General features: G+C 73.2%; 23 protein-coding genes and 3 pseudogenes. 11 read left to right on the forward strand and 15 right to left on the reverse strand.

Annotation, left to right across the window (positions count from 1 at the left end; all coding sequences use genetic code 11):
• Window positions 1-512: 512 nt before the first annotated feature.
• Together ACH4N1_RS12155 and ACH4N1_RS12160 are read right to left on the reverse strand one after the other, a co-directional pair.
• Window positions 513-896 carry a hypothetical protein gene (locus tag ACH4N1_RS12155; protein WP_398096545.1) on the reverse strand — a complete coding sequence of 128 codons (384 nt, stop codon included), beginning with the start codon at window positions 894-896 and terminating at the stop codon, window positions 513-515.
• Window positions 890-1162: pseudogene (locus ACH4N1_RS12160) on the reverse strand (ATP-binding protein); the annotation flags it as partial. The pseudogene ACH4N1_RS12160 and the gene ACH4N1_RS12155, both read right to left, overlap by 7 nt.
• 2 nt (window positions 1163-1164) lie before the next feature.
• On the opposite strand from ACH4N1_RS12160, the pseudogene ACH4N1_RS12165 reads away from it, so the two are divergent.
• The 3 genes and pseudogenes from ACH4N1_RS12165 to ACH4N1_RS12175 all read left to right on the forward strand — a co-directional run.
• Window positions 1165-1422, forward strand: a pseudogene (locus tag ACH4N1_RS12165) (replication initiator); the annotation flags it as partial.
• A complete protein-coding gene (locus tag ACH4N1_RS12170) occupies window positions 1415-1654 on the forward strand; it encodes a helix-turn-helix domain-containing protein (protein WP_398096699.1) in 240 nt (79 codons plus the stop codon). The pseudogene ACH4N1_RS12165 and the gene ACH4N1_RS12170, both read left to right, overlap by 8 nt.
• Before the next feature lie 203 nt (window positions 1655-1857).
• Window positions 1858-2463: a hypothetical protein gene (locus ACH4N1_RS12175; protein ID WP_398096700.1), complete on the forward strand. Its 606-nt coding sequence runs from the start codon at window positions 1858-1860 to the stop codon at window positions 2461-2463.
• A 288-nt stretch (window positions 2464-2751) separates the two neighbouring features.
• Here ACH4N1_RS12175 and ACH4N1_RS12180 read toward each other — a convergent pair whose 3' ends face one another.
• Entirely contained in the window at window positions 2752-3513 is a 762-nt protein-coding gene (locus ACH4N1_RS12180; protein ID WP_363086845.1) for a phosphoglyceromutase, read from the reverse strand.
• Between the two features lie 151 nt (window positions 3514-3664).
• Here ACH4N1_RS12180 and ACH4N1_RS12185 point away from each other — a divergent pair, with 151 nt between their 5' ends.
• Window positions 3665-4990 (forward strand): MDR family MFS transporter, encoded by a 1326-nt coding sequence (locus tag ACH4N1_RS12185; protein WP_398096546.1) that lies wholly within the window; start codon window positions 3665-3667, stop codon window positions 4988-4990.
• A gap of 53 nt (window positions 4991-5043) precedes the next feature.
• Here ACH4N1_RS12185 and ACH4N1_RS12190 read toward each other — a convergent pair whose 3' ends face one another.
• Entirely contained in the window at window positions 5044-5520 is a 477-nt protein-coding gene (locus ACH4N1_RS12190; RefSeq protein ID WP_398096548.1) for a DUF2000 family protein, read from the reverse strand.
• Here ACH4N1_RS12190 and ACH4N1_RS12195 point away from each other — a divergent pair.
• The gene (locus ACH4N1_RS12195; RefSeq protein WP_398096549.1) at window positions 5519-6370 is read left to right on the forward strand and encodes an AraC family transcriptional regulator; all 852 of its coding nucleotides are present in this window, start codon (window positions 5519-5521) and stop codon (window positions 6368-6370) included. The two genes, ACH4N1_RS12190 and ACH4N1_RS12195, sit on opposite strands and share 2 nt — an antisense overlap.
• On the opposite strand, the gene ACH4N1_RS12200 is transcribed toward ACH4N1_RS12195, so the two are convergent.
• The 4 genes from ACH4N1_RS12200 to mshA all read right to left on the reverse strand — a co-directional run bounded on the left by ACH4N1_RS12200 (window position 6268) and on the right by mshA (window position 9083).
• Window positions 6268-6972, reverse strand: coding sequence for a hypothetical protein (locus tag ACH4N1_RS12200; protein WP_398096551.1), 705 nt, complete (start codon window positions 6970-6972; stop codon window positions 6268-6270). The two genes, ACH4N1_RS12195 and ACH4N1_RS12200, sit on opposite strands and share 103 nt — an antisense overlap.
• The gene (locus ACH4N1_RS12205) at window positions 6969-7154 is read right to left on the reverse strand and encodes a hypothetical protein (protein ID WP_398096553.1); all 186 of its coding nucleotides are present in this window, start codon (window positions 7152-7154) and stop codon (window positions 6969-6971) included. Before ACH4N1_RS12205 ends, ACH4N1_RS12200 begins: the two co-directional genes overlap by 4 nt.
• A 65-nt stretch (window positions 7155-7219) precedes the next feature.
• Complete coding sequence (locus ACH4N1_RS12210; RefSeq protein WP_398096555.1) at window positions 7220-7753, reverse strand: YbjN domain-containing protein; 534 nt, start codon at window positions 7751-7753, stop codon at window positions 7220-7222.
• Window positions 7746-9083: a D-inositol-3-phosphate glycosyltransferase gene (gene mshA, locus ACH4N1_RS12215; protein WP_398096556.1), complete on the reverse strand. Its 1338-nt coding sequence runs from the start codon at window positions 9081-9083 to the stop codon at window positions 7746-7748. The genes ACH4N1_RS12210 and mshA overlap by 8 nt, the downstream gene beginning before the upstream one ends.
• A 287-nt stretch (window positions 9084-9370) precedes the next feature.
• Between mshA and ACH4N1_RS12220 the strand changes: the two genes are divergently transcribed.
• The 3 genes from ACH4N1_RS12220 (at window position 9371) to ACH4N1_RS12230 (ending at window position 13414) form a co-directional block, all read left to right on the forward strand.
• A complete protein-coding gene (locus ACH4N1_RS12220) occupies window positions 9371-10162 on the forward strand; it encodes a class I SAM-dependent methyltransferase (protein ID WP_398096558.1) in 792 nt (263 codons plus the stop codon).
• 325 nt (window positions 10163-10487) lie between these two features.
• Window positions 10488-11576, forward strand: coding sequence for an NlpC/P60 family protein (locus ACH4N1_RS12225; protein WP_398096559.1), 1089 nt, complete (start codon window positions 10488-10490; stop codon window positions 11574-11576).
• Window positions 11577-12046: 470 nt separating this feature from the next.
• Window positions 12047-13414: a PP2C family protein-serine/threonine phosphatase gene (locus tag ACH4N1_RS12230; protein ID WP_398096560.1), complete on the forward strand. Its 1368-nt coding sequence runs from the start codon at window positions 12047-12049 to the stop codon at window positions 13412-13414.
• A 262-nt stretch (window positions 13415-13676) separates the two neighbouring features.
• On the opposite strand, the gene ACH4N1_RS12235 is transcribed toward ACH4N1_RS12230, so the two are convergent.
• The 3 genes from ACH4N1_RS12235 to ACH4N1_RS12245 all read right to left on the reverse strand — a co-directional run bounded on the left by ACH4N1_RS12235 (window position 13677) and on the right by ACH4N1_RS12245 (window position 15417).
• Window positions 13677-14015 carry a DUF2516 family protein gene (locus ACH4N1_RS12235; protein WP_398096701.1) on the reverse strand — a complete coding sequence of 113 codons (339 nt, stop codon included), beginning with the start codon at window positions 14013-14015 and terminating at the stop codon, window positions 13677-13679.
• A 161-nt stretch (window positions 14016-14176) separates the two neighbouring features.
• Window positions 14177-14875, reverse strand: coding sequence for a hypothetical protein (locus ACH4N1_RS12240; RefSeq protein ID WP_398096562.1), 699 nt, complete (start codon window positions 14873-14875; stop codon window positions 14177-14179).
• Window positions 14876-14964: 89 nt separating this feature from the next.
• Complete coding sequence (locus tag ACH4N1_RS12245; protein WP_366061073.1) at window positions 14965-15417, reverse strand: helix-turn-helix transcriptional regulator; 453 nt, start codon at window positions 15415-15417, stop codon at window positions 14965-14967.
• Window positions 15418-15693: 276 nt separating this feature from the next.
• Here ACH4N1_RS12245 and ACH4N1_RS12250 point away from each other — a divergent pair, with 276 nt between their 5' ends.
• Complete coding sequence (locus ACH4N1_RS12250; RefSeq protein ID WP_398096564.1) at window positions 15694-16170, forward strand: hypothetical protein; 477 nt, start codon at window positions 15694-15696, stop codon at window positions 16168-16170.
• A gap of 162 nt (window positions 16171-16332) precedes the next feature.
• The gene (locus ACH4N1_RS12255; RefSeq protein ID WP_398096565.1) at window positions 16333-17175 is read left to right on the forward strand and encodes a GNAT family N-acetyltransferase; all 843 of its coding nucleotides are present in this window, start codon (window positions 16333-16335) and stop codon (window positions 17173-17175) included.
• Here ACH4N1_RS12255 and ACH4N1_RS12260 read toward each other — a convergent pair.
• From ACH4N1_RS12260 to ACH4N1_RS12270, 3 genes and pseudogenes are all read right to left on the reverse strand, one after another.
• Window positions 17153-17646: pseudogene (locus tag ACH4N1_RS12260) on the reverse strand (hypothetical protein). The gene ACH4N1_RS12255 and the pseudogene ACH4N1_RS12260 overlap by 23 nt on opposite strands.
• Before the next feature lie 21 nt (window positions 17647-17667).
• On the reverse strand, window positions 17668-19710 hold the full coding sequence (locus ACH4N1_RS12265; protein ID WP_398096567.1) for a HelD family protein: 2043 nt from the start codon (window positions 19708-19710) through the stop codon (window positions 17668-17670).
• A 70-nt stretch (window positions 19711-19780) separates the two neighbouring features.
• The gene (locus tag ACH4N1_RS12270) at window positions 19781-20398 is read right to left on the reverse strand and encodes a TetR family transcriptional regulator (protein ID WP_398096569.1); all 618 of its coding nucleotides are present in this window, start codon (window positions 20396-20398) and stop codon (window positions 19781-19783) included.
• A 113-nt stretch (window positions 20399-20511) separates the two neighbouring features.
• On the opposite strand from ACH4N1_RS12270, the gene ACH4N1_RS12275 reads away from it, so the two are divergent.
• Complete coding sequence (locus tag ACH4N1_RS12275; protein WP_398096570.1) at window positions 20512-21477, forward strand: zinc-binding dehydrogenase; 966 nt, start codon at window positions 20512-20514, stop codon at window positions 21475-21477.
• A 71-nt stretch (window positions 21478-21548) separates the two neighbouring features.
• Here ACH4N1_RS12275 and ACH4N1_RS12280 read toward each other — a convergent pair whose 3' ends face one another.
• Complete coding sequence (locus ACH4N1_RS12280; protein ID WP_398096572.1) at window positions 21549-23720, reverse strand: phosphotransferase; 2172 nt, start codon at window positions 23718-23720, stop codon at window positions 21549-21551.
• Window positions 23721-23789: the final 69 nt, after the last annotated feature.

The raw sequence follows: 23789 nt of genomic DNA on the forward strand, positions 1-23789 counted from the left end.
CCCTACGAGCAGCACACCCCGGAGCCGTGGAACCCGGTGCCCACCCGGCGCGACACTCGGGCCCTCAGGCTGCCCACAACCAGAAAGCCCCGCTCTGAACGAGCAGAAAAGGTCCGTCAGCAAGCTGACGGACCTTCATGCAAGATCGAGGTTAGGAGAAGGGCTGGGGCTTCGGCTTGGTGAACTGCCGCTTCACTGGCCGGGCTAGCGTGCGTGGACGCTCCCGCTGACAACCCTCGTTGACCGCTGCTGCCCCCTGCCTCTGGCAGGGCTATGGCACAGCGCCCTCGGCAATTACGGGAGGGCTATCGGGCTCCTCTCCTGCCCCGGAGCCGACCGCCCCAGCCACGACGTACCCCTTCTCTGGCATCAGGCGGCTGATTGCTTAGTGCACGGCATGGTCGCCGGCCGGGCTGGAGCGGGGCGGAGACAGGAGCGCAGGCCCGGCCGGGGGCCGGGCCGCGCGCGGGGAGCGGAGCGAGCCGCCTTGAACCAGTAGAGAAAGTTGCAACTCACTCTGTTCGGTGGGGCTTGAAGTCATGTGCACAGGCAGGTAGTTCAGCCTGGTCGCGGTGTGCGAGTGGCAGGTAGAACACTGGGCGGATCGTCCACGTGATGCGGGTGCCGGCGTGGGTCACCGAGACCGTGCAGGGCTCGGAGTTCAGCAGGGCTCGTCGGGTCTCGATGCGGCCGTCGTGCAGCCAGTGCCATGCCTCGTTCGAGGCGTCCGCGTCGAGGGCCGGTGAGATCGTGCGGAGGGTGACCGCCACCCAACGGTCCGCCTGGGGTGCCGAGTAGGCATCGAAGGATGCCCGTAGCGCCGGCGCTTCCCCTTCGCCGAGGTCTTCCGTCCAGCACTCGCACCAGTAGCCGCGTCGGAGTTCCTTCGTCAGCACGGGTGACCTCCTGACCGGGTGTCGGTGAACAGTTCCGCGGTGACGGTGTGGCCGTGGTCGCTGTCGTGGACGACGACCCGGTGGGCGATCGCGCTGACCATGCCCAGGCCCCGGCCGTGTTCGGCGTCCTGCTCCTGGTCGTGCTCGGCCTTCGGGGCCGTGCCGGTGCCTCCGTCGTCCGTCACCGACACGGCGACCACCTGCGCCGAGACGGCCACGGCCAGGTGGAAACTGCCGAAGGCCTGGCCGCTGGCCGTGTGGAGGATGCGCCTGGGCCCACATGCTCGGCTTCCGCGGCCACTTCTCCACCAAGTCCCGCCGCTACTCCACCACCCTCGGCGCCCTCCGCACCGCCCGCGCCGACTGGCGGCGAGCACAAGCCGCAGCGAACGGTCCCGAGACAGAGACGACGTACGTCCTCGCCCACTGGGTGTTCGCCGGCACCGGCCTCTCCGACGCCGAAGCCTGGCTGGCCGCATCACTCGAACCCGCCCCCGGAACCGAAGGAGAACCCACCCCTGGCTGACCGCCGCCTCGCCCTGGCCGACGCGGCCACCGAACCGCGCCCGCTGCCCGCGCGGTACCTGACCCCCGAAGACCTGGTGGAGATCTTCGACCTGCCCGGCGTCGAGACGGTCTACCAGTGGCGGCGCAAGCGCACCGGCCCCCGTGGCTTCCGCGTCGGCCGGCACCTGCGCTTCGACCCGGCCGACGTGCGGGCCTGGGTGGACTCCCGGCGTGAGGGGGTCGCTGCCTGATGGCCGGGCACATCCAGGACCGCTGGTACAGAACCGAGGCCGGGCCGGACGGGAAGACACACAAGGTCAAGACTGAGCGCCATGGCTCCGGCCTGCGCTACCGGGCCCGTTACGTCCGCCCGGACGGCACGGAGAAGCCCAAGAGCTTCCCCGACCGGCAGAAGCGTCTTGCTGATCAGTGGCTGGCACAGACCGAGGCGGACATGGCGCGCGGGCAGTACATCGACCCGCGTGCGGCTCGGATCACGTTCCAGCAGTACGCGGAGAAGTGGGTGACTCACGCGCCCGATCCGAACACCCAAGCTTCGATGGAGTCACAGCTTCGGCTGCATGCGTTCCCGTACCTGGGGCCGCGCCCCCTCGGCTCCTTCCAGCCCGCGCACATCCGCGACTGGGTGGGGCGGCTGCAGGAGAACGGCATCCGGGGGTCGTACGCCCGGACGATCTCCGCGTATACGCGCACCTCATGCCGTCCAGCCAGGAGCGCACTCGTAAGGCAGTCGCTGCCGTCTTCAGTGGCATGCAGCCGAACCCGAAAGCTGTCTGAGCGTCATTGGCGGCCTTCCTCGGTATTCACGTCAGAACCGGGATGGGGCGTCACACCCGACTGGAACAGCCGCAGCAGGAACTCGGTAAGGGCGCCGGGCGGGGCCAGGGGGGCAATCGGAAGGGGATGTGCGTGCTTCCGTTCGGGATCTCCGTGTGCGTCCAAGGGAGCGCAGTGCCAGCCGTCCGTCATCCGCCAGAACACGACCGTTCCGCGCGTCCACGGTCCTCCAGCGAGGACGGGTTCGCCTTCCGTCCAGTAAAGGGCACTGGCTCGCGCCTCGTCCCATCGTTCGCTCGGCGGGGCCCCAACCTTTCGAAGGGCGTCGACGACGGCTGTGACGTACTGGCACATCTCAGTGTGTCCCAGGAGTGCTGCGTCTTTCGCGGCGGCCATCCCTGTCCGTCTCCCCTTGTGTGCTGACCTTCCGAGCGGGCTGTGCCGTGTGGAGAAGCCAGGACAACGCCTGACGGCCCAGGGACGGCCCCAGCACAGCGACAAGCCCCCTACCAGCGAAAAAACCGCAGGTAGGGGGCTTCTTCAGTACCGCTTACTTCTTCTTGCCCTGGTTCTTGACCGCCTCGATGGCCGCTGCGGCCGCCTCGGGGTCGAGGTAGGTGCCGCCCGGGGTGAGCGGCTTGAAGTCGGCGTCCAGTTCGTAGGACAGGGGGATGCCCGTGGGGATGTTCAGGCCCGCGATGTCGGCGTCGGAGATGCCGTCCAGGTGCTTGACCAGGGCGCGCAGGCTGTTGCCGTGGGCGGCGACCAGGACCGTGCGGCCGGTGAGGAGGTCGGGGACGATGGCGTCGAACCAGTACGGGAGCATGCGGACGACGACGTCCTTCAGGCACTCCGTGCGGGGGCGCAGCTCCGGCGGCAGGGTCGCGTAGCGGGCGTCGTCGAACTGGGAGTACTCGGCGTCGCGGTCCAGCGGCGGGGGCGGGGTGTCGTAGGAGCGGCGCCAGAGCATGAACTGCTCCTCGCCGAACTCGGCGAGCGTCTGGGCCTTGTCCTTGCCCTGGAGGGCGCCGTAGTGGCGCTCGTTCAGGCGCCAGGAGCGGTGGACCGGGATCCAGTGGCGGTCGGCGGCCTCGAGGGCCAGCTGCGCGGTGCGGATCGCGCGCTTCTGGAGGGACGTGTGGACCACGTCGGGGAGCAGGCCGGCGTCCTTGAGCAGCTCACCGCCGCGGACCGCCTCCTTCTCGCCCTTCTCGTTGAGGTTGACGTCCACCCAGCCGGTGAACAGGTTCTTCGCGTTCCACTCGCTCTCGCCGTGGCGGAGGAGGATCAGCTTGTACGGTGCGTCGGCCATGGCTATGAGCGTAATCCAAGGTTTTGGGGGCCGGTGCCCGGCGCCCGAGGAGCGGACAGTTGACGGAATCCGTTAATTGAGTGGTCGCCGGAACCGGCCCCCTCGTAAGTTCTAGGCACCGCCTGCGCCGCTTACACCCGGGGGATCCGTCATGCCGTCCGTCGTCTCCGTCAGATCCTTCCGGCGTGCCGCCCGGGAGACGGTCTCCGGGTTGCCCCGCGAGTTCTGGTGGCTGTGGACCAGCACCCTGGTGAACCGGCTCGGCGCCTTCGTCGCCACCTTCATGGCGCTGTACCTCACGCTCGACCGCGGCTACTCCGCCTCGTACGCCGGTCTCGTCGCCGCGCTGCACGGGCTGGGCGGGGTCGTCTCCTCCCTCGGCGGCGGCGTCATGGCCGACCGGCTGGGGCGGCGGCCCACGATGCTCGTCGCGCAGACCGCCACCGGACTGTCCGTGGCGGCTCTCGGCTTCGTGCACCACCCGCTCGCCATCGCCGGCGTCGCCTTCCTCGTCGGCATGGCCTCCAACGCCTCCCGGCCCGCCGTGCAGGCGATGATGGCCGACATCGTGCGGCCCGAGGACCGGGTCCGGGCCTTCTCGTTGAACTACTGGGCCATCAACCTCGGCTTCGCGATCTCGTCCATGGGCGCCGGGTTCATCGCCGAGTTCAGTTATCTCGCCGGCTTCCTGATCGAGGCCGGCATGACCCTGGCCTGCGCGATCGTCGTCTTCCTCAAGCTGCCCGAGTCACGGCCGGAGCAGCGGGGCACGGGCGGCAAGGGCGGCGGGGGTGCGCCGGAGGAGGCCGTCGGGCTGGGGACCGTGCTGCGCGACCGGCGGTTCATGGGGGTGGTCGGGCTGTCGTTCCTGGTCGCGTTCATCTTCCAGCAGGGCGCGATCGGTCTGCCGGTGGCCATGGGCGCGGCCGGCTTCACCCCGGCCGACTACGGCATGGCGATCGCCGTCAACGGCGTCCTGATCGTCGTCCTCCAGATCCCCGTCACCCGCTTCATCCAGTACCGCGATCCGGGCCGGCTGCTGGTGGTCTCGTCCGTGCTCGCGGGGTACGGCTTCGGCCTCACCGCCTTCGCGGGATCGGTCGGCGTGTTCGCGCTCACCGTCTGCGTGTGGACGCTTGCCGAGATCGTCAACGCGCCGACCCAGACCGGGCTCGTGGTCCGTCTCTCCCCCGTCCACGGACGCGGTCGCTACCAGGGCATGTACACCATGTCGTGGGCGGTGGCCTCGCTCGTCGCCCCGCTGATGTCCGGTGTCGTCATCGACCGGTACGGCGCGGAGTGGCTGTGGGGACTGTGCGCGGTCGTCGGGACGGTGGCGGGTGCCGGGTACGCGGTGCTGATGCGGCGCCTGCCCACGGAGGGGCCCGCGAAGGAGCGCGCGGAGGGGCCCGCGGAGCGGCCCGGGACCGCGGGTGAGTGCCCCGCCCCGGCTCCGGCGGAAGCCACCACCGCCTGAGCGGCCCCCTCTCCGGACCTGCCCGGCCCCGAGCCCGGACACGTCCCGCCCCCTCACGGATGCATCCGCGCTCCCTTCAGCACCTTGTCCACCGCGTTCCGCGGCCCGTACACCGCCAGGCCCACCAGATCCAGCGCGCCCGTCGGCACGGCCCGTACCGCCGCGCGGTTGTCGCGGTCGTTGCCGGTGGCGAAGAGGTCGCCGGTGAACACCGCGCGCGGGAGGGACCGCGAGAGCACGCGCGCGTGGGCCGCCGTCAGGGTCTCCTCGGTGCCCTCGAAGACCAGCACGGGCTGGCGGAACATGGGCAGGTAGGGGACGCCGTCCGCGTCCTCGTACGGCTCCCCGACGACCTCGGGGACTTCCGTGCCCAGGCCGCTGACCAGGAAGGCGGTGACGTTCAGGCGCTGCCAGGTCTCCAGGTCCTCGCGCAGCAGGACGGCGATCTTCGTGTCGAAGCGGAGGGGTTCAGTGCTCATGCCGTGAGACTGCCGTCCGGCGTACGGGGGCGTCTTGTACGTTCTTTGCATGGCCGTTCCCCGCCCGGCCCGGCAGCCGACCGCCGACGTCTCCGCCTGGCGCCCGCAGGTCCCGGGTGTCGTGGAGGTCTTCCACGCGCACTTCACCGGCTACGCCTATCCGATGCACGTGCACGAGGCGTGGACGCTGCTCATCGTCGACGACGGGGCCGTACGGTACGACCTCGACCGGCACGAGCACGGCACCCCGCACGACACCGTGTCGCTGCTGCCGCCGCACGTGCCGCACAACGGTTCCGCCGCGACCCCGGACGGCTTCCGCAAGCGGGTGCTGTACCTGGACGCGAGCGTGCTCGGCGAGGAGCTGATCGGGCCGGCCGTGGACGGGCCCGATCTGCGGGACCCGGTGCTGCGGCGGCGGGTGGGCCAGTTGCACGGCGCGCTGTCCCGGCCCGGCGACGAGCTGGAGGCCGACAGCCGGCTGGCGTTCGTCGGCGAGCGGCTGCGCGGCCTGCTGCGGCCCGGTCGGGCGGTACGGCCGCCGTTGCGCGACCCCGTGCTGGCGCGCCGGCTGCGGGAACTGCTCGACGCGCGCGTGGCGGAGGGGCTGACGCTCGACGCGGCGGCCGGGCTGCTCCAGGCGCATCCGGCGCATCTGGTGCGGGCGTTCAGCGGGGCGTACGGCATCGCGCCGCACCAGTACCTGACCGCCCGCCGGGTGGACCGGGCCCGTCGGCTGCTGCTCGACGGGCTGCCGCCGGGTGAGGTCGCGGTGGCCGCGGGCTTCTACGACCAGGCTCATCTCACCCGGCACTTCCGCAGGTTGGTGGGGGTGACACCGGGACGGTACGGCTCCGCGGCCACCCCCGGCCCCGGCGGCGGCCACCTGACGTCGACGTAGTCGCCGGCCGCCGAGGCGCCGCCGGTCGTGGCCGTCTCGCCGAAGGTCCAGCGCCGGTAGCCGTCGGCGTTCGCGGTGACCGTGGTGCGCAGGTAGCCCGCCGAGTCGGCGTCGACGATCCTGACGGTCGAGCAGGTGCTGGTGCCCGCCTTGCGGAACTGGAGCTTCGCCGCCTTGCCGCCGTAACCGACGTAGGCGTGCCTGACCCAGTCCGCGCGCGTGAGACGGCCGGTGACGGTGAGCTTCTCGCCCTTGTCGACCGGTTCCGGGGAGGCGTTGGCGGTGGCCTTCGCGGCGCGCTTGACCTGGGCGGTGCCGAGACCGGTCAGGTACTCCTCGCTCTGCACGCGGTCCTCCGAGGCCCAGATCATCGCGTGGGAGGCGACTTTCCAGGTGGTGGCGTCGCCGTTGGAGTCCAGCCGGTAGCGGGGGTCGACGTAGAACTCGCCCTCGCAGTCCGCGGCACGCGAGCCGTCCTCGTAGCAGGTGATGCTGTTGTAGGAGATGCCGCCGTGGTCGGCGCCCTGGGCGGCCGTCGTGCCGTGGTACAGGAACAGGCTCGCGTCCACGTCGTCGAGCGAGTGGCCCGCGGGCCAGGTCACCCGGAAGCGCAGACTGGGTAGACCACCTTGGTGGTGCCCACGACGATGGGCCTGCCGCCGTTGACGACCACGCCGGACACCGTGATGCCGGTGTCCGCCGCCTCCGCGGCCGGTGCGGCGAACGCCGTCAGGGCGAGCGCTCCCGCGACCACGGCCACGGTGGTGGATCTGCCTGCGCGCATGCGCGACCTCGTTCTTCTCCGGGGGATGTCAGGACGCGGCAGGCCGACAGCAGGTCAGGAGGGGGCTACGCGGAGGGTCGTTGCGTCAGGTTGCGGAACGCGTCCAGGTTGCCGGTGGACTCGCCGCGGGAGACGCGCCAGGCGTACTCCTTGCGGATCGCGGAGGCGAAACCCAGCTCCAGCAGGGTGTTGAAGGCGCCGTCGGCGGCCTCCAGGACCTGGCCGAGGAGCCGGTCGATGTCCTCGGGGGTGACCGTGGCGAGGGGCAGGCGGGCGGTGACGTAGACGTCGCCGAGGGGGTCGACGGCGTAACTCACGCCGTACAGCTTGAGGTTGCGCTCCAGGAGCCAGCGGTGGACGCCCGCCTCGTTCTCGTCGGGGTGGCGGATGACGAAGGCGTTCAGCGACAGGGAGTGGCGGCCGACGATGAGGGAGACGGTCGTCCTCAGTTTGCGGGTGCCGGGGAGCTGGACGACGTAATTGCCCGGATCGGGGCTCTCCCACTCCAGTTCGGCGTCATCGAGGACGTCCTCGATGACTCGCGCGGCCGTCTTCTCGGCATCGCTCCTGCTGGCATCACTCATGCTGGCGTCACCCATGCTGGGAGCGTACGTGACGGCGGTGGGACTGTACGGCGGCCGTGTAGACGTCGGCGGTCGCGGCGGCCGCGGTGTCCCAGCCGAAGGACTGGGCGTGCCGGGCGGCTGCCGCGCCCATGCGGGCGGTCAGTTCGGGGTGGTCGGCGAGTTCGGCGAGCACGCGCGCGTAGGGGGCCGGTTCGTGGCCCCGCACCAGGAAGCCGGTCTGCCCGTCGCGGACGGCCACCGGCAGCCCGCCGACCGAGGCCGCGAGCACCGGTGTGCCGGTGGCCTGCGCCTCTATGGCGACCAGCCCGAACGACTCGCTGTAGGACGGCACGACGAGCACGGACGCGGCCCGGAACCAGTCGGCGAGCTGGTCCTGTCCGACGGGCGGCCGGAACCGTACGACGTCGGAGATGCCGAGCCGCGCGGCCAGCTTCTCCAGGCCCTCCGGTTTGGCGAGGCCACTGCCACTGGGGCCGCCGACGACCGGTACGACCGTCTTCGACCGCAGGTCGGGACGCTTGTCGAGGAGGACGGCGACGGCGCGCAGCAGCACGTCGGGGGCCTTGAGGGGCTGGATGCGGCCGGCGAAGAGCGGGATCAGGGCGTCCTGCGGGAGGCCCAGGCGGGCACGGGCGGCGGCCCGGCCGTCGGCCGGACGGAAGCGGTCGAGGTTGACGCCGGGATGGACGACGGCGATCTTGCCGGGGTCGGCGCCGTAGTGCCGGGCGAGTTCACCGGCCTCCTCGGCCGTGTTGGCGATGAGACGGTCGGCGGCGGCGACGATCTGCATCTCGCCGATGACGCGGGCGGCGGGCTCGGGGGTGTCGCCGTCGGCGAGGCTGGCGTTCTTGACCTTGGCCATGGTGTGCATGGCGTGCACCAGGGGCGTGCCCCAGCGCTGGGCGGCGAGCCAGCCGACGTGGCCGGAGAGCCAGTAGTGCGAGTGGACGAGGTCGTAGTGGCCGGGGCGGTGTCCGGCCCAGGCCTGCATCACGCCGTGCGTGAAGGCGCACAGCTGTGCCGGCAGCTCCTCCTTGGCGAGTCCCTCGTAGGGGCCGGCGTCGATGTGCCGGACGAGGACTCCGGGCGCCAGCTCGACGGTGGGCGGGAGGCCGCCGGTGGTGGCGCGGGTGAAGATCTCGACCTCGATGTTGATCGCGGCGAGGCGCTGCGCCAGCTCCACGATGTATACGTTCATGCCGCCGGCGTCGCCGGTGCCGGGCTGGTGGAGGGGGGAGGTGTGCACGGAGAGCATGGCGACACGCCGGGGACGACGGTGCAGCCGCAGTCGTGAGGGTGCCGCCGAAGAACGACGCCCGAGCCTGCTGACGTACTGGCTCACGTGGCGTTTCCTCCTTGCTGCGGCATGCCGGACGGAGGGTGTGGGGCGCCCTCCAAGAGGTTCCAACGCCGGAGCGAGGTAGTCCCATTCCGTACGGATGTGCTGCCGGGTGGTTTTTGCCTGACCGTTACCGTTTGTCGCTCAACCGTTCGAGTGCGGGAGACGTCCGGGGTGCGGGCGGCCGGCGGGGCTTCGCCTGCCGGGTACGGCATACCCTCGTAGGCATGCCTCCCCGCCCGCCGTCCCTCCCCCGCTCTCGGCTTCGCTCGAGCGGGGGGACCCCCGTCGTGGGCACGGTCACGCGCGGGACCACCAACCCCAACCGGCTGCGCCGCATGGACCGCTGGATCGCCGCGGCCCACGGCCGCGAACTGTGTCGCGCCGACGATCCCGTGGCCGTCGACCTCGGCTACGGCGCCGCGCCCTGGACGGCCGTCGAGCTGCTGTCCCGGCTGCGGTCCGTCGCACCGCACACGCGCGTGGTGGGCGTCGAGATCGACCCGGCCCGGGTCACCGCGGCCGAGCCGTACGCGCGCGAGGGCCTCGTCTTCCGGCACGGCGGCTTCGAGGTCCCGGTGGCCCGGCCGCCGCACCTCATCCGCGCCGCGAACGTGCTGCGCCAGTACGACGAGGACGAGGTCGCGGCGGTCTGGGAGCGGCTGCGCTCCCGGCTCGCCCCCGCCGACCCGGTGAACGGGTGCCGGGGCGGGCTGCTCGTCGAGGGGACGTGCGACGAGATCGGGCGGCGGCACGTGTGGGTCGCGCTCGGGCCGGAGGGGCCGCGCACGGTCACCTTCGCCACCCGGCTGGGATCCCTGGAACGGCCCTCGGACCTCGCGGAACGGCTCCCGAAGGCGCTGATCCACCGCAACGTGCCCGGCGAACCCGTGCACGCCTTCCTGCGCGACTTCGACCGCGCCTGGGCCGCGGCCGCTCCCTACGCCTCCTACGGCGCCCGCCAGCGGTGGATCCGCACGGCGCGGGCCCTGACCGCCGACTGGCCGGTGACCGACGGGCCGGTGCGGTGGCGGCAGGGAGAGGTGACCGTGGCGTGGGAGGCGCTGGCGCCGCGCGGCTAGGGCCCGTCGTTCGGATCAGGCCGGGCTCGCGGGGTCCGGCGCCGGACGGGACCCCTCCCGATGACGTCCCGTCAGTCCCCGTCGGCCCCGTCGGCCCCGGCCGTTCCGCCTCCGGCCCACCCCCACCCCCGCCCCCGCCCCGGCCCCGGCCCCGGCCCCGGCCCCGGGAACGATCCCCGTGAGGCGTTCGTCACAAAGGCGGGGAGATCGTCATGCCGGAGCGGGACCGGAGGGAAGTACTGCCTCTGTCGTTTTCCGTCGTGGCGTGGCACGATCCCCCGGGCGACCGTAAGTTACTGATGGTAAATCAGTTGTGGGGGACGTTATGGGTACGGGCAAGCGCGGGCTGCTCGCGACGGCCGTGACCGTGGTGTGCGCGGTCACCGTCCTGGCGGTGCCGGGCACGGCGTTCGCGAGTCCGAGCCCCACCCCGGCACCGACGACCGCCCCCGACCTGACCCCGCCGCCCGCGACCAACGAGGATCTCGAGGCGGTCCGCGAGAAGCTCGACACCCTCTACCACGACGCCGCCGTCGCCACCGACGCCTACAACGCGGCCGAGGAACAGGCGAAGAAGCAGTCCGCGGAGCTGGTCGAACTGGCGAAGAAGATCGTCGAGGGCCGCGAGAAGCTGGCCGACCTGAAGAATCGCGCCGGTGCCGCGGCCCGCTCCCAGTACCGCGGCGGCGGTCTGCCCGACGAGGCGCAGCTGCTGCTCAGCGACGATCCGGGCGAGTTCCTCGACGGTGCCGGCCGGGTGATCCAGGGTCAGCGCGCCACCAAGGGCCTGCTCGGCGAAATGACGCGCACCCAGGGGGATCTGGAGCAGTACGCCAAGGACGCCTCCGCCCAGTGGCAGAAGTTGGAGACCAACCGCAAGGCCAGGGCCGCCGCCCAGAAGAAGATAGAGAAGCAGATCGCGGCGGCCGAGAAGCTCGAGTCGGAGCTGGAGAAGGAGGAGAAGGAGCGCCTCGCCCTCCTCCAGGAACAGGCCGCGCAGAGGGCGCAGACCGCCTGGCTGGACACCGGGATACTCGACGGCGTCACCACCGGCAAGGGCACCGCGCAGGGCACGAAGGCCGTCCGGTACGCCACCGCGCAGATCGGCAAGCCGTACGTGTGGGGCGCGGAGGGTCCGGACTCCTTCGACTGCTCCGGCCTGACCTCCCGGGCCTGGGCCGGCGCCGGCGTCGCCGTTCCGCGCACCTCGCAGGAGCAGTGGCGGCAGCTGAAGCGGGTCGCCGTGCAGGACATGCGCCCCGGCGACCTCGTCATCTACTTCGACGACGCCAGCCATGTCGGGATGTACGTCGGCGGCGGCACGATCGTCCACGCCCCGCGCCCCGGCCGGACGGTCACCCTCGCGGGAGCGGGTTCGATGCCGATCCTCGGGGTGGTGCGGCCCGACGCGTAGGACACCGGCCGGAGGGTGAGGCGCGGGGGCGTCGGGCCGGGCACCGGACGAGGCGTCCCGGGCCGGGCACCGGACGAGGCGTCCGGCAAGGCTCGGGGGCATTGGGCGGGGCACCGGACGAGGCGTCCGGCAAGGCGCCCGGCCGACCCGAACGAGGCGCCGGACGGGGCCCGGAGGCGACACCGGCCGGCCGCTCGGACCCCCGCACCCGCCCGCGTGACCGTGGCCACGTGACCCACGGCACGTCCCCCCCGGCACCAAACCCCGTACGGACGTGACCTTCGTCATCCCCGCCCCCGCACCGGCCTGCCCAACTGCGGTACGGATCGCGGCATATGACAGCGACCAGAGATCAAGCGACGTGCCGTACACCATTCCGCTGCGGCGCCTTCTGCCGCTATGGTCCCCGTCGGTGGGTCGAGGTCCCTCGTCCCCGCCGGCCCTCGGGGGGAGGGAAGGAACCCGAAACGATGCCCGTACCCGTACCGCGGCAGAGAGCGATCCCGGCCGCGGAGTGTGGTCAGGCTCAGGCCGCGCCCGCAGGCGGGAGCCCCACCCCGGAGGTGGACCCGCGCACGGACGACCGGACCGACGATCGCAAGGAAGCGAAGGTCGAACACAACGCCGCACCCGGCGACGGCGTCCCGCACGGAGCGAGCCCCGGCCACACCAACCTCACACTGCTGCTCATCGAGGACGACCCCACGGCCGCCCCGATCGTGCCCGACCTGCTCGACTCGGCCGGCAAGCCGATCCGGGTGCGCACCGCCCGCAACCTCACCGAGGCCGGACGGCTGCTCACCGACGACGTCCACTGCATCCTGCTGGACCTCGCCCTGCCGGCACCCGGCCGCGCCGCCGACGACGACGAGCTGGCCGTACTCCGGCACGTCCTGGAGCTGGCGCCCCGGCACGCCGTCCTCGCGCTCACCGCGTCCGGTGACGCCGAGCGCGGCGCGGAGGCGGTGCGCGTCGGCGCCCAGGACTACCTGTTCCGCGACGAGCTGGACGGGCGGCTGCTGAGCCGCGCCATCCGGTACGCCGTGGAGCGCAAGCGGTCGGACTCCGCCGAGCGGCGGCTCGCCGAGGGCAAGCTGCGCGCGCAGGAGAACGCCCGCCTGGAGCGCGGCCTGCTGCCCACGCCCCTGCTGGAGGGCTCCCCGCTGCGCTTCGCCGCCCGCTACCGCCCCGGCCGCTCACGCGCGCTGCTGGGCGGCGACTTCTACGACACCGTCCGCACCCCGGACGGCACCGTCCACGCGATGATCGGCGACGTCTGCGGGCACGGCCCGGACGAGGCGGCGCTCGGCGTGGAACTGCGGATCGCCTGGCGGGCGCTGACCCTGGCCGGCCTGTGCGGCGACGAGCTGCTGAACACGCTGCAGCAGGTGCTGGAGCACGAGCGCGACGACGACGAGATCTTCGCGACGCTGTGCACGGTGGACATCGCGCCCGACGGCCGACGCGCCGGCCTGTGCCTGGCCGGGCACCCGGCGCCGCTGATCGCCCGCCCCGACCAGCCGGCCCGGCTGCTGCCGTACGACAACAACGGCCCGGCGCTCGGGCTGCTGCCGGGTGCCCGCTGGCCGCGCATGCAGGTCGAGCTCGGTGCGGAGTGGAGCCTGATGCTCTACACGGACGGGCTGATAGAGGGGCGCGTCGGCGACGGCCGGGAGCGGCTGGGCCAGGACGGCATGGTGGAGATGATCCGCCGCCAGCTCGCGGCGGGCCTGCGCGGCGAGGATCTGCTGCGGTCCGCGGTCAACGAGGTCCGCGACCTGAACGGCGGCGAGCTGACGGACGACGTGGCGGTGGTCCTGCTGGACCGGCTGCCGTAGTCCTGCCGGACCGGCTGCCGTGGCGAAGCCCGCCGTAAGGGCCGGCGGCACTCACGGCAGCCGCTCACGGCCGGCCTGTGCGGCGGGCTGACGACGGTGCCTGGGGTCTTTCGTCTGGATCAGGCCGGATCAGGGAGCGGGGCCTGGTGCCGTGCATCGCAAGGCGGAGGAGGGCGCCATGGCGGAGCCCTGGCGACCGACGACAACGCGGCGAGGGGCGGTGCCAGGCCCCGCGAGCCCGGCATGATCCGAACGAGAGGCCCTAGCGTCCGCCGTTGTACGGCCCGTACGGTCCGTCGCTGCTGGAGCCGCCGCCGCGGCGGCTGCGGCCGCCGCCCGGCAGGGAGCGCAGGGCGGGCCGGACGTCGACCATGTACACGATGGTCGCGATCAGGCCGATGATCGGCAGGAACGACAGGATGGGAAAGATCAGGTTCACCACGAAGGCGATCCCGAGAATGATCATCCAGAACGGCTTGGTCTGCTTGTCGGCGGCCCGGTAGCCGTCCTCGCGGCGGATCGCCGCGTCGAACAGGGCGAAGCCGCTGAACACGATCAGGGCCAGGCTCAGCAAAGACATGAACCCGGCGAAACCTTGCATCAGCACTACGTCCACCACCCGACTCGGCACGGCATCGCTCGTCCTTACGCGGTCACCGTACCCGCAACCGCGCTCGCGCTACCCGGACAACGGGCCGGGCACTCCCCGAGTGCCCGGCCCGTCGCCGTCTCCGTGTCCGCGCCGCGGGTCCGCCGCCGGTCTCACTTGGCCGGGGGCGTCGTCTTCTTCGCGGTGGTCTTGCGGGCGGCCGGGGCCTTCTTGGCGGGGGTCTTCCTCGCCGCGGCGTCCACGTCGGCCATGGCGGCCGCGGCGGGCTTCGGCACGTCCTTGACCGCGACCGGCGCGGGCTTGACCCCGACCGGCGCGGGCTTCGGCTCGGTCACCGGCTCGTTCCTGCCCTCGACCACGATGGCCAGTTCCTCGATGTCCTCGGCGGCCTCGCCGCGCCAGGTCTTCACGGCCTGCTCGCCGTGCTCGGCGACCTTCTCGTAGGTCTCCCGGGCCTTGACGGCGTACTCGGCGGCGACGCCGACGCCGCGCAGCGCGATGTCCTGGGCGGACTCGCCGAGCTTCTTCAGGTCGGCGTCGAGCGTGGTGCCGAGCTTCTTGAGGTCGCCGTCGAGGGAGGAGATGAACTCGGTGACCTTCGTCTGGAAGGTCTCCTGCGCCTCCTTGGCCTTTGCACCGGCCTCCTTGGCGCGGGCGGCGGCCCGCTCCTGGACGACCTTGGGGTCGGTGTTGCGGACCGCCTCGAAGCGGGCGGGCGCCTCGGTGCGCAGCTGCTCCACCAGGCCCGGAACCTTCTTCGCCTGCTTGAGGGCCAGGTCGGCGGTGCCGGCGGCGAAGTAGAACGGGGTGGGGTCGCTGAGGGTCTTGCGCAGGTCGTCGTTGATGGCCATGGTGATGGTCCTCCCGTATTCGCGTGCGTCGCGTTCGTCGATGTCGGTTGGTGCGGGTCCGCAGTCGGGCGGCCGGTCCCCTGGACCGGTCAACCGGCCGTCTGCTGCGGGTCTGTGTCGGTGCCGCCGACCGTGCGGGTGCCCGGTGCGGCGTCCTCACCGTGCTGGGCGTCCACCGCGCCGTCGCCGCCCGCGAACCCGTTCTCCTTGCGGAAGGACTCGTAGATCTGCAGCAGCACCTGCTTCTGCTGCCCGGTCAGCGTGGGATCGGCGAGGACGACGGCCCGTGTCTCGACGTCGTCCCGGTCGCGCTCGGCATCGAGGATGCCGGCCCGGACGTACAACGTCTCGGCGGAGATCCGCAGCGCCTTGGCGACCTGCTGCAGCACCTCCGCGCTCGGCTTGCGCAGCCCGCGCTCGATCTGGCTCAGGTACGGATTGGACACCCCGGCGGCGTCGGCGAGCTGCCGCAGCGAGAGCTGGGCGTTTCGCCGCTGCTCGCGCAGGTACTCACCGAGATTGCCGACGTTGAGCGATGCCATGTCTCCACAGTGCCCCACTCTCGCTAACAATTGCAAGCACCTGCTTGCAAAAGTGCGCCACGCCACGTCGGGGACCACCCGATCCGCTCAACGGCCGCCCGTTCCCGCCCCGGCCCCGCCCCCTCCCTCCGGCTGTCCGGTTACCCGGCTGCCCGGCCGGACATCGTCACCGCGTGAGGCTCGCTGGGATTCGACTCGGCCGATCGGAGCGGGGCAGGCCGTCAGCGCCTCGCACGCGGCTGACCGTCCGGCACCGCCCACGGGCAGGATGGCCGCATGGCCGACGACGAGAGCACGGGTTTCAGAATTCCGCGGGGCGCGACGGGCTTCTGCCACGCGAAGGACGGGCCGCTTCCCGAGACCGGCCTTCCGGCCTTCCGCACCGCCCTGTACGCAGCCGCCCGCGCCGCCGGGGGCGAGGTCGGCGAGCTGGAGGAGCAGACGTATCCCCTGACGTTCCACATCGCGGCCGTCATCGACGACGCACGCGAGTTCGTCGTCCTGTGCCACGCCCACCACCCGTGGATCGCCTTCGCCGAGGAACGCCGGAACTGGTACGCCGATGAGTTCCTGGCACCACCACCGTGGGCCCACGCGTTCTCCGACCTGGGCTTCACGGTCCTTGACCGTGCTCGACTCGTCACGCCCCTCTCCGAGGCCGACACCTCGGTGCTGACCCGGGCCGAGTGGCGCGCGGTCCGCTCGTACGGCGTCACCACGCTGGGCGGAGTGCTCTTCAACGCCTGGGACTGAGGCGTGACGGCCGCCTGCGCGGCCGCCTCGCCGGAGGGCCGCGGGACCGGCGGCAGGGTGGGGACCACGTGCGGGAGGCGGGACGACGTGCGGGAGACCGCCCGACTGCCGTGTCGCCGTGGGCGGTCCGGCCGTTGTCAGTGGGTCGCGCGAGGATGGGGCATGCGCACCGATGACTGGCACCTCACCGAAGACGTCGACGAATTCCTCGCCCGCGCCGGGGAGTTCCTGCGTTCGCGCCCCGACCTGCACACCACGCCGCTGTCGGTGACCGAGAAGCTGCGGACGCAGCGCACCGAAGGCGTCGTGTTCGGTGTGCTGGAGCGGGCGGGCGGGGTCGAGGCGACCTTCTACCGTTTCCCGGCCCGCGGTCTGAGCGTCACCTCCCTCGCTCCCGGGCAGGCGGACACGCTCGCCGCCCGCCTGGTCGCCCTCGGGCACTCCCTCCCGTGGGTCACCGCGGACGACGGCACCGCCGCGGCGTTCGCCGAGGCCTGGCGGCGGCGCACGGGTGCGACGCCGACGGTCCGGGTGCGGCTCCGCCTGCACCGCCTCGGCACGCTCACCCCGCCGGAGCCGTTCCCGGCGGGCCGGGGGCGGCCCGTGGGCGAGCACGACCACGAGCACCTCATGCGCTGGTGCCGCGAGTTCGCCGCGGATGTGGAGGAGGACGTCACCGTCGACGCCGGCACCTGGGCCGGCACCCGCTTCGCCGAGAAGCACTACACCTTCTGGGAGACGCCGGACGGCACGCCCGTCTCCATGGCGGGCGCGAACCCTATGGTCGGCGGCCAGGTCCGGGTGGACCCCGTCTACACCCCGGCCCACCTGCGCGGCCGGGGCTACGCGGGCGCCGTGACGGTCGAGGTCAGCCGCGCCGCGCTCGCCGCGGGCGCCGAGGAGGTGGTGCTGTACACGAACGCGGCCAACCCCACCAGCAACGCCCTCTACCGGCGCCTGGGCTACGTCCCGGTCACCGACTTCACGGTGTACGACTTCTCCTGACCGGCGCCCGCGACAGCCAGGCCGCCACCGCCTCGAAGTCGCCCTTCACCAGGCCCCGTTCAGGGGCCACCCGGTACAACAGCGCGGGAGCGGGATGGCAGGCGTCGGCGTACTCCCGGTCGGCCGGGGTGATCTCGTCGTCGAGCCAGACGAAGGGGCGCCCCGCCGCCCAGGACAGCAGGGGCCGCGTCTTCCAGTGGACGCCGGACGGGGTCGGCTCCTCGGGCAGGTCCGGCACCGGCAGCGGTGGCAGTCCGAGCCGCGGTCCGAGGACCGTGTTCGCGTCCTCGCCCCAGGTCGTGGCCCACACCAGGTCGCAGCCGAGGGCCAGGAGCGCGGGACCGAGGGCCGGGTCGAGGCGAGGGAGGAGGGGTGGTGAGGGTGGTGGGGCGCGGGTGGGCCGTACCGCGGGTACGGGTCCGGGCCGCCGAAGGGGATCAGCGGGCCGTCCACGTCGAGGAAGAGCAGCATCGCAGGCCAGGATCCCCCGCCTCACCCCTCCCAGGGAAGCCCTTCCACGTGCACGACGTCCAGGCAGGAGACCGCTCGGGTCAGGACGACGTACAGGCGGTTCAGGCCGCGTGGTTCGGCCGCCGCGATGGCCGCGGGTTCGACGGCGACGACGTGGTCGTACTCCAGGCCCTTCACCAGGGCCGCCGGGACGACGGTCAGTCGGGGGTCGGTGTCGAGGCCGGCCGTGGTGAGGGCGTGGCGGATGCGGGCGGTGTCCGCGTCCGCGGTGACGACGCCGACGGAGCCTTCGTGCGTGAGGGCGTCGCGCACGGCGGAGACGACCGCGGCGGTGAGGTCGCCGTCGGCCCGCCGGACGCGGAGTCCGCCGTCGCGGCGCAGGGAGCGGGCGGGCGGTACGTCGGTGTCGAGGCGGGTCAGGAGGCGGTTGGCGAGGGCGAGGACCGCGCCGGGGACGCGGAAGCCGGTGGTCAGCGGGACCACGCTCGCGTCGGGCTTGCCGAGGTGGGCGAGTTGGTCGCGCCAGGAGCGCGCCGCCCACGGGGTGGTGCCCTGCGCCAGGTCGCCGAGGACGGTCAGGGAACCGAACGGCACCCGGCGGGCGACGGCCCGGCACTCCATAGGGGACAGGTCCTGCGCCTCGTCGACGACGACATGGCCGTACCCCTGCGGCCGGGCCAGCAGGCCGGCCACCTCGTCGAGGAGGACGAGGTCGGCGGCCGACCAGCGCGCGGAGCGGTACGAGCGCGGCGGGCGGGCCCAGCGCAGGGCCTCCCGCTCGCCGGGGTCCAGCAGGCCGTCCGCGGCCCGTGCCAGTTCGGCCGGGTCGCCGAGGAGTGCGGCGACGACCTCCTCGGGCCGCACGGCGGGCCACACGGCGTCCAGGCACGCGCGCACCGGACGGGACCGTTCGGTGCGGCGCAGCCAGGCGGCCGGGCGCGGCCCGCCGTGCCGTTCGGCCCGCTCCTGGAGGCGCCGCGCGATCCGGCTGCGCACCCGCTCGCGCCCCACGTCGTACGGCGGTTCCTCCGCGAGCACGTCCGTCACGATCCGCGCGATCTCCGCACCGGTGACCCGGAGGCGGGAGGAGCCGTCCGCCACCGTGAGGTCGTCCGCGGCGGCGGTCACCCTGCCGTACAGGGCCCGGCGCAGCACCTGCGCCATGCGGGCGTCGTGCTTGACGGCGGCCGCCGGGGCGGGGTCCGTGCCGGTGACCGGGTGGCGGGCGATCTCGTCGGAGAGGGTGGACTGCCGTACGCCGGTCTCGCCGAGGGAGGGCAGCACCTCGGCGATGTAGGAGAGGAAGGCGCGGTGGGGGCCGAGGACGAGCAGTCCGCCCCGGCGGATCCGCTGCGGGTGGGTGTAGAGGAGGTAGGCGGCCCGGTGCAGGCCCACCGCCGTCTTGCCGGTGCCGGGGGCGCCCTGCACGCACACCGACGCGGACGGCTCGCCGCGGACCAGGTCGTCCTGCTCGGGCTGGATGGTGGCGGCGATGTCCCGCATCGGGCCGACGCGCGGCCGTTCGATCTCGCGGGCGACGAGGTCGCTCCGCCGGGACTCGCCGCGGCCGAGGTGTTCGTCCTCCAGACCGGTGAGGTCGGCGGAGTCGCCCCGGCTGCCGGGCGCCCAGCCGAACCGGCGGCGGACGGCGACGCCCTGCGGGTCGCGGGCGCTCGCCTGGTAGAAGGCGCGGGAGACGGGCGCGCGCCAGTCGACGACCAGGGGCGGGACGGCCGGGTGCTCGCCGATGCGGACCCGGCCGATGTGGTGGGCGAGGCCGGCGTGTTCTCCGCCGGTCTCCTCGGCGAAGTCGAGCCGGCCGAAGAAGAGGGGGCCGTCGGGCAGTTCGCGCAGGGCCTTGGCCCGGCTGCGCAGCCGGTGTCCGAGGACCTCGGCGTCGGCACCGGAGGCGGAGACGTCCTCGCCGGTGACGACGTGGTGGTCGGCGCCCCGGCGCATCGCGGCGAGCGCGGCGCGGCAGGCGTCGTGGTGGGCGCGTTCCCGCAGGAGGGAGGCGTGGAGGAGGTCGGCCGGGTCCGCGGGGGCGGGGTCGGGTGACGTCATGCGGGCGAGACTACCCGAATGTCGTTACCGAGTTAAATTTATTACCGAGTCCTGCCGATGGCTCCGCGCCTCAGGCCAGCGCCGGGAGCCCCGCCTCCAAGGCGGCGAACGCCCGCTCCGCCGCCGCCAGCGCCACCGGCCGCACGTCGGCCGCCGTCTCCCCCGCCTCGATCCGCCGCCAGTTCTCCTGGGCGAGGATCCGCCGGACGGCGACGATCTGCCCCGCCGCGAGCCGCGCGTCCAGATCACCGCCGAGGACCTCCGCCAGCGCGGCCTCCGACCGCTCCAGGTAGGCGTGGAGACGGGCGACCAGGGCCGGGGTGCCGTAGAGGAGGGCGCAGAAGGAACGCACCTCGGGGTGGTCGTTGACGCCGGTGATCGGGTCGGCCGCGGCGATCCCGGCGAGGAAGTTCCGGCGCAGGGCGGCCAGCGGCGCGACCCCTCCCAGCCGCCCCGCGGCGACCGCCTCGGCCGCCTCCCGCTCGTGGTCGGCGAACCGGTGCAGGACGAGGTCCTCCTTCGCCGGGAAGTACCGGAACAGCGTCGGCTTGGAGATCTCGGCCGCGGCGGCGACCTCCGCGACGGACACCGCGTCGAAGCCCCGCTCGACGAAGAGCCGGACGGCGATGTCCGACACCGCCTGGTACATCCGCCGCCTCTTGCGCTCGCGCAGCCCCGTCTCGCTCATGGGCCGAGCCTACGACCGGACGGGGCGCGCCTTGACCTCAAGTCGGGTTGAGGTCGGAGGCTGTCCCCGCGCATACACATGCACATGCATCGGATCCACGGCGGGGAGTTGTCATGCGAGCGGTACGGGTGAAGGCGTTCGGCGGACCGGAGGTCCTGGAGACGGCCGGCCTTCCCGATCCGGCCCCCGGGCCGGGCGAGGTCCTGATCGAGGTCGACCACGTGGACACGATCTTCGTGGAGACCCAGATCCGCGCGGGCTGGGGCCGCGCCCACTTCGACACCGAGCCGCCGTACGTCCCCGGCGGCGGCGTCTCCGGCACGGTCGCCGCGGCCGGCGCGGGGGTGGCGGACGGCTGGCTGGGCCGGCGGGTGACCTCGTTCGTGCGGGGTGCCTACGCCGAGCGGGCGACGGCCGCCGTCACCTCCCTCACCCCGGTCCCGGACGGCCTCGACCTGCGCACCGCCGCGGCCCTGGTGCACGACGGGGTGACCGCGCGGGGCGTCCTCGACGTCACGGGCGTGGGGGCCGGCGACCGGGTGCTGGTCCTGGGCGCCTCGGGCGGGATGGGGACGCTGCTGGTGCAGTCGGCGAAGGCACGCGGCGCCCGGGTCGTCGCCTGCGCGCGCGGCGGGCGCAAGCTCGCGCTGGTGCGGGACCTGGGCGCGGACGCGGTCGTCGACGTCTCGGCCGGGGGATGGCCCGAGACGGCGCGGGCGGCCCTCGGCGGCTCCGGCGCGGACGTCGTCCTGGACGGCGTCGGCGGCGAACCCGGCGCCCGGTCCTTCGCACTGGTCGCCGACGGCGGGCGTTTCTCCGCGCACGGCGCCCCGACCGGCCACTTCGCCCCCGTCGACCCGGAGGAGGCGAAACGCCGGGGCGTCACCGTCTTCGGCATCGCCGACGTGCAGTTCGACGAGGACGAGGTGCGACGGCTGCGGACGGCCGCGCTCCGGGAGGCCGCGGCCGGACGGCTGCGGCCGGTGGTGGGCCGGGTCTTCCCACTGGCGGAGGCGGCGGCCGCGCACGCGGCGGTGGAGGGGCGCACGGTCGTCGGAAAGGTGCTCCTGAAGGCGTGAGGGCCCGGCGCACCCCGCGCCCGGCGGGGTGCGCCGCCGGACGTGATCGGGACGGCGGCGACCGGCCGGGCCTACGCCGGCGCCCGGGTCAGGAACGGGTTCGCCGTGACCGGCACGGGCAGGCCCAGGGAGGCGGTCGCGGCGGCGAGGGTGTCGGCGTAGGAGTCGACGGCGCGGCGGACGTTGGGGGCGTCCAGGCCTGCGCCGGTCCGCAGGCGGTCGAGGTCGATGTAGGCCGAGCGGACGATCTCGATCCCCCGGTACACCCGCCAGTCGGCGCGCCAGTCCGTCGTGCAGGCGCCGGGCAGCTTCCGCTCCCAGCGCGAGAACATGCGTTCCCGGATCTCCGGCCTGGTCGGGGTCAGGTGCATGTGCCGGACCAGGTCGTACAGGGGGTCGCCGACGAGGGCCATCTCCCAGTCGATGAGGGTCAGCGCCAGCCCGTCGTCGCGCCGCACCAGGTTCCACGGGTTGAGGTCGCCATGCAGCAGGGCGGGCTCGCGGCGGCTCAGCCGGTGCCTGGACAGGAGCTGCCGCAGCCGGGTGTCGTCGGGCAGGCCGAGCGTCCGGGCGAGTCGGAGGGACTCCTTCGGCAGGCTGCGCACCAGTCCGACCAGCTGTTCGGTGAGCCACCGGTGGAAGTCGACCTGGTCGGCGTCGGGCTCGACCAGGCCGTGGTCCACCGTGGTCAGCTCGCAGAGCTGGTCGACGAGGGCGTCGGCCTCGTGCGGGAGCAGGCCGTCGACCGGGTGCCGGGGCGGGCCGACGTAGGTGTGGATCGCGAACGGCTCGTTCGGGTGGCTCTCGCCCAGGGCGAGCACCCGGGGCGCGGCGACCTGCGCCCCGGACCGCTGGATGGCCTCCAGGACGGCGTGCTCGCTCAGGTAACTGGGCTCGCGCCGCGTGACGCCGGGCAGCTTGCGCCGTACGACGACGAGGGCGGCCGGGTTCCCGGCCCGGACCACCGAGTTGAGGTGGGCGGTGCCCTTGAAGACGCGGTCGGCCGGGGCGGCGCCCTCGGCCAGCAGGGCCTCGCGGACCGCGGACGCCGGGAAGGCGTCACGTTCGGGCAGGCGCGGGTCCGGCCGCCAGTCGTGGGCCTTCGCCGCCCAGGACCGGCCGCCGACGTCGCCGCGCGACGCCAGCCACCGGAAGAGGGCACCCTCGATCTCCCCGCGGGCGGGCACGCCGCGCAGCCGCAGCGGTTCCGCCGCCGCCTCCAGGGCGCGGCCCACCTCGGCCGTCACCTCGTCCAGGCCCTGCTGGGTGAAGGTGCCCCGGACCGCGCGCGCGGCCCGCATGACGTCCGCGTAGACCGACTGCGCCCGTTCGAAGTCGAGGTAGTGCCGCAGGTCCTTGGCGAGGCCGTTGACCGCGGCCGGGCGGTGGCGGCCCATGGCGCGCGCCCACGCCTCCACCACCTCCGGCCACTGGCTGTCCGGGTAGCGCATCCGCACCAGGTGGGTGGCGAGTTCGTGCAGGGGGTCGCCGTAGGTGGCCAGTTCCCAATCGACGCAGACGAGCGGCGGGGAGCCGTCGCAGGACACGATCAGGTTGTCCCGGTGCAGGTCGGTGTGGAGCAGGCTGTACGGCCGCCGCGCCATCGGGGGGATCCGGTCGGCGAGGTCGGCCAGGGCGTCCTCGGGGATGCCGAGGGCCTTGAAGAGGCCGCCGAACCGCTCCCCGTTGGGGCGGCGGATCTGCCGGTCGGCGAGGTGGGCAAGGGCCCTGAGGAAGCCCTGGCTGTCGGTGTGGTTGCCGGGCCAGCCGGCCGGCAGGGGCGGCAGCGCGGCCCGGCGCACCTCGGTCGTCCGGCACAGCAGCTCGGCCAGTGCCTCTATCAGCAGGGCGTCGACGGGCTTGCCGTTCCCGCAGACGGCGGAGAGCGGAACACCCTCCACATGGCTGTGGAGGGCGAAGCCCGGCCGTCTGACCAGGCATGTGGGCACGTGGGGCAGGACCGCGTGGACCGCGTCGAGGATCGCGGCCTCGTCCCGCCAGGTCCTGATCACCACCGGCAGCGCGTCGGCGCGCGGGATCCGCACGGTCACCGGTGTGCCGGCCGGCCGGCCCAGTAGCGCCGCCACGTCCTCCGTCAGCGGCAGCACGTGGTTCCGGTGGTGGTGCCCGCTGGTCGCGGGAGTGGCCTCGGCGACCGCGACGAACCGCTGGAGCAGGGCGTCGGACGGGTCACCGGGGGGTCGAACCCCGAGCAGGTCACGGGGAACGAAGGGCTCGACCACTGGCCGCTCCGGTTGCTCACACTCGATCGGATGGGTACGGCACACGTTAGGGCCTGTCCGGCGGATCAT

This window comes from Streptomyces sp. NPDC017202, from assembly GCF_044331705.1.
GTDB lineage: Bacteria > Actinomycetota > Actinomycetes > Streptomycetales > Streptomycetaceae > Streptomyces.

Coding starts and splice junctions, on each gene's coding strand:
- ACH4N1_RS12175 (WP_398096700.1), top strand. CDS start 1,858: ATGGCGCGCGGGCAGTACATCGACCCGCGTGCGGCTCGGATCACGTTC.
- ACH4N1_RS12180 (WP_363086845.1), bottom strand. CDS start 3,513: ATGGCCGACGCACCGTACAAGCTGATCCTCCTCCGCCACGGCGAGAGC.
- ACH4N1_RS12185 (WP_398096546.1), top strand. CDS start 3,665: ATGCCGTCCGTCGTCTCCGTCAGATCCTTCCGGCGTGCCGCCCGGGAG.
- ACH4N1_RS12195 (WP_398096549.1), top strand. CDS start 5,519: ATGGCCGTTCCCCGCCCGGCCCGGCAGCCGACCGCCGACGTCTCCGCC.
- ACH4N1_RS12190 (WP_398096548.1), bottom strand. CDS start 5,520: ATGCAAAGAACGTACAAGACGCCCCCGTACGCCGGACGGCAGTCTCAC.
- ACH4N1_RS12205 (WP_398096553.1), bottom strand. CDS start 7,154: ATGCGCGCAGGCAGATCCACCACCGTGGCCGTGGTCGCGGGAGCGCTC.
- ACH4N1_RS12210 (WP_398096555.1), bottom strand. CDS start 7,753: ATGGGTGACGCCAGCATGAGTGATGCCAGCAGGAGCGATGCCGAGAAG.
- ACH4N1_RS12225 (WP_398096559.1), top strand. CDS start 10,488: ATGGGTACGGGCAAGCGCGGGCTGCTCGCGACGGCCGTGACCGTGGTG.
- ACH4N1_RS12230 (WP_398096560.1), top strand. CDS start 12,047: ATGCCCGTACCCGTACCGCGGCAGAGAGCGATCCCGGCCGCGGAGTGT.
- ACH4N1_RS12235 (WP_398096701.1), bottom strand. CDS start 14,015: ATGCAAGGTTTCGCCGGGTTCATGTCTTTGCTGAGCCTGGCCCTGATC.
- ACH4N1_RS12240 (WP_398096562.1), bottom strand. CDS start 14,875: ATGGCCATCAACGACGACCTGCGCAAGACCCTCAGCGACCCCACCCCG.
- ACH4N1_RS12245 (WP_366061073.1), bottom strand. CDS start 15,417: ATGGCATCGCTCAACGTCGGCAATCTCGGTGAGTACCTGCGCGAGCAG.
- ACH4N1_RS12250 (WP_398096564.1), top strand. CDS start 15,694: ATGGCCGACGACGAGAGCACGGGTTTCAGAATTCCGCGGGGCGCGACG.
- ACH4N1_RS12255 (WP_398096565.1), top strand. CDS start 16,333: ATGCGCACCGATGACTGGCACCTCACCGAAGACGTCGACGAATTCCTC.
- ACH4N1_RS12265 (WP_398096567.1), bottom strand. CDS start 19,710: ATGACGTCACCCGACCCCGCCCCCGCGGACCCGGCCGACCTCCTCCAC.
- ACH4N1_RS12270 (WP_398096569.1), bottom strand. CDS start 20,398: ATGAGCGAGACGGGGCTGCGCGAGCGCAAGAGGCGGCGGATGTACCAG.
- ACH4N1_RS12275 (WP_398096570.1), top strand. CDS start 20,512: ATGCGAGCGGTACGGGTGAAGGCGTTCGGCGGACCGGAGGTCCTGGAG.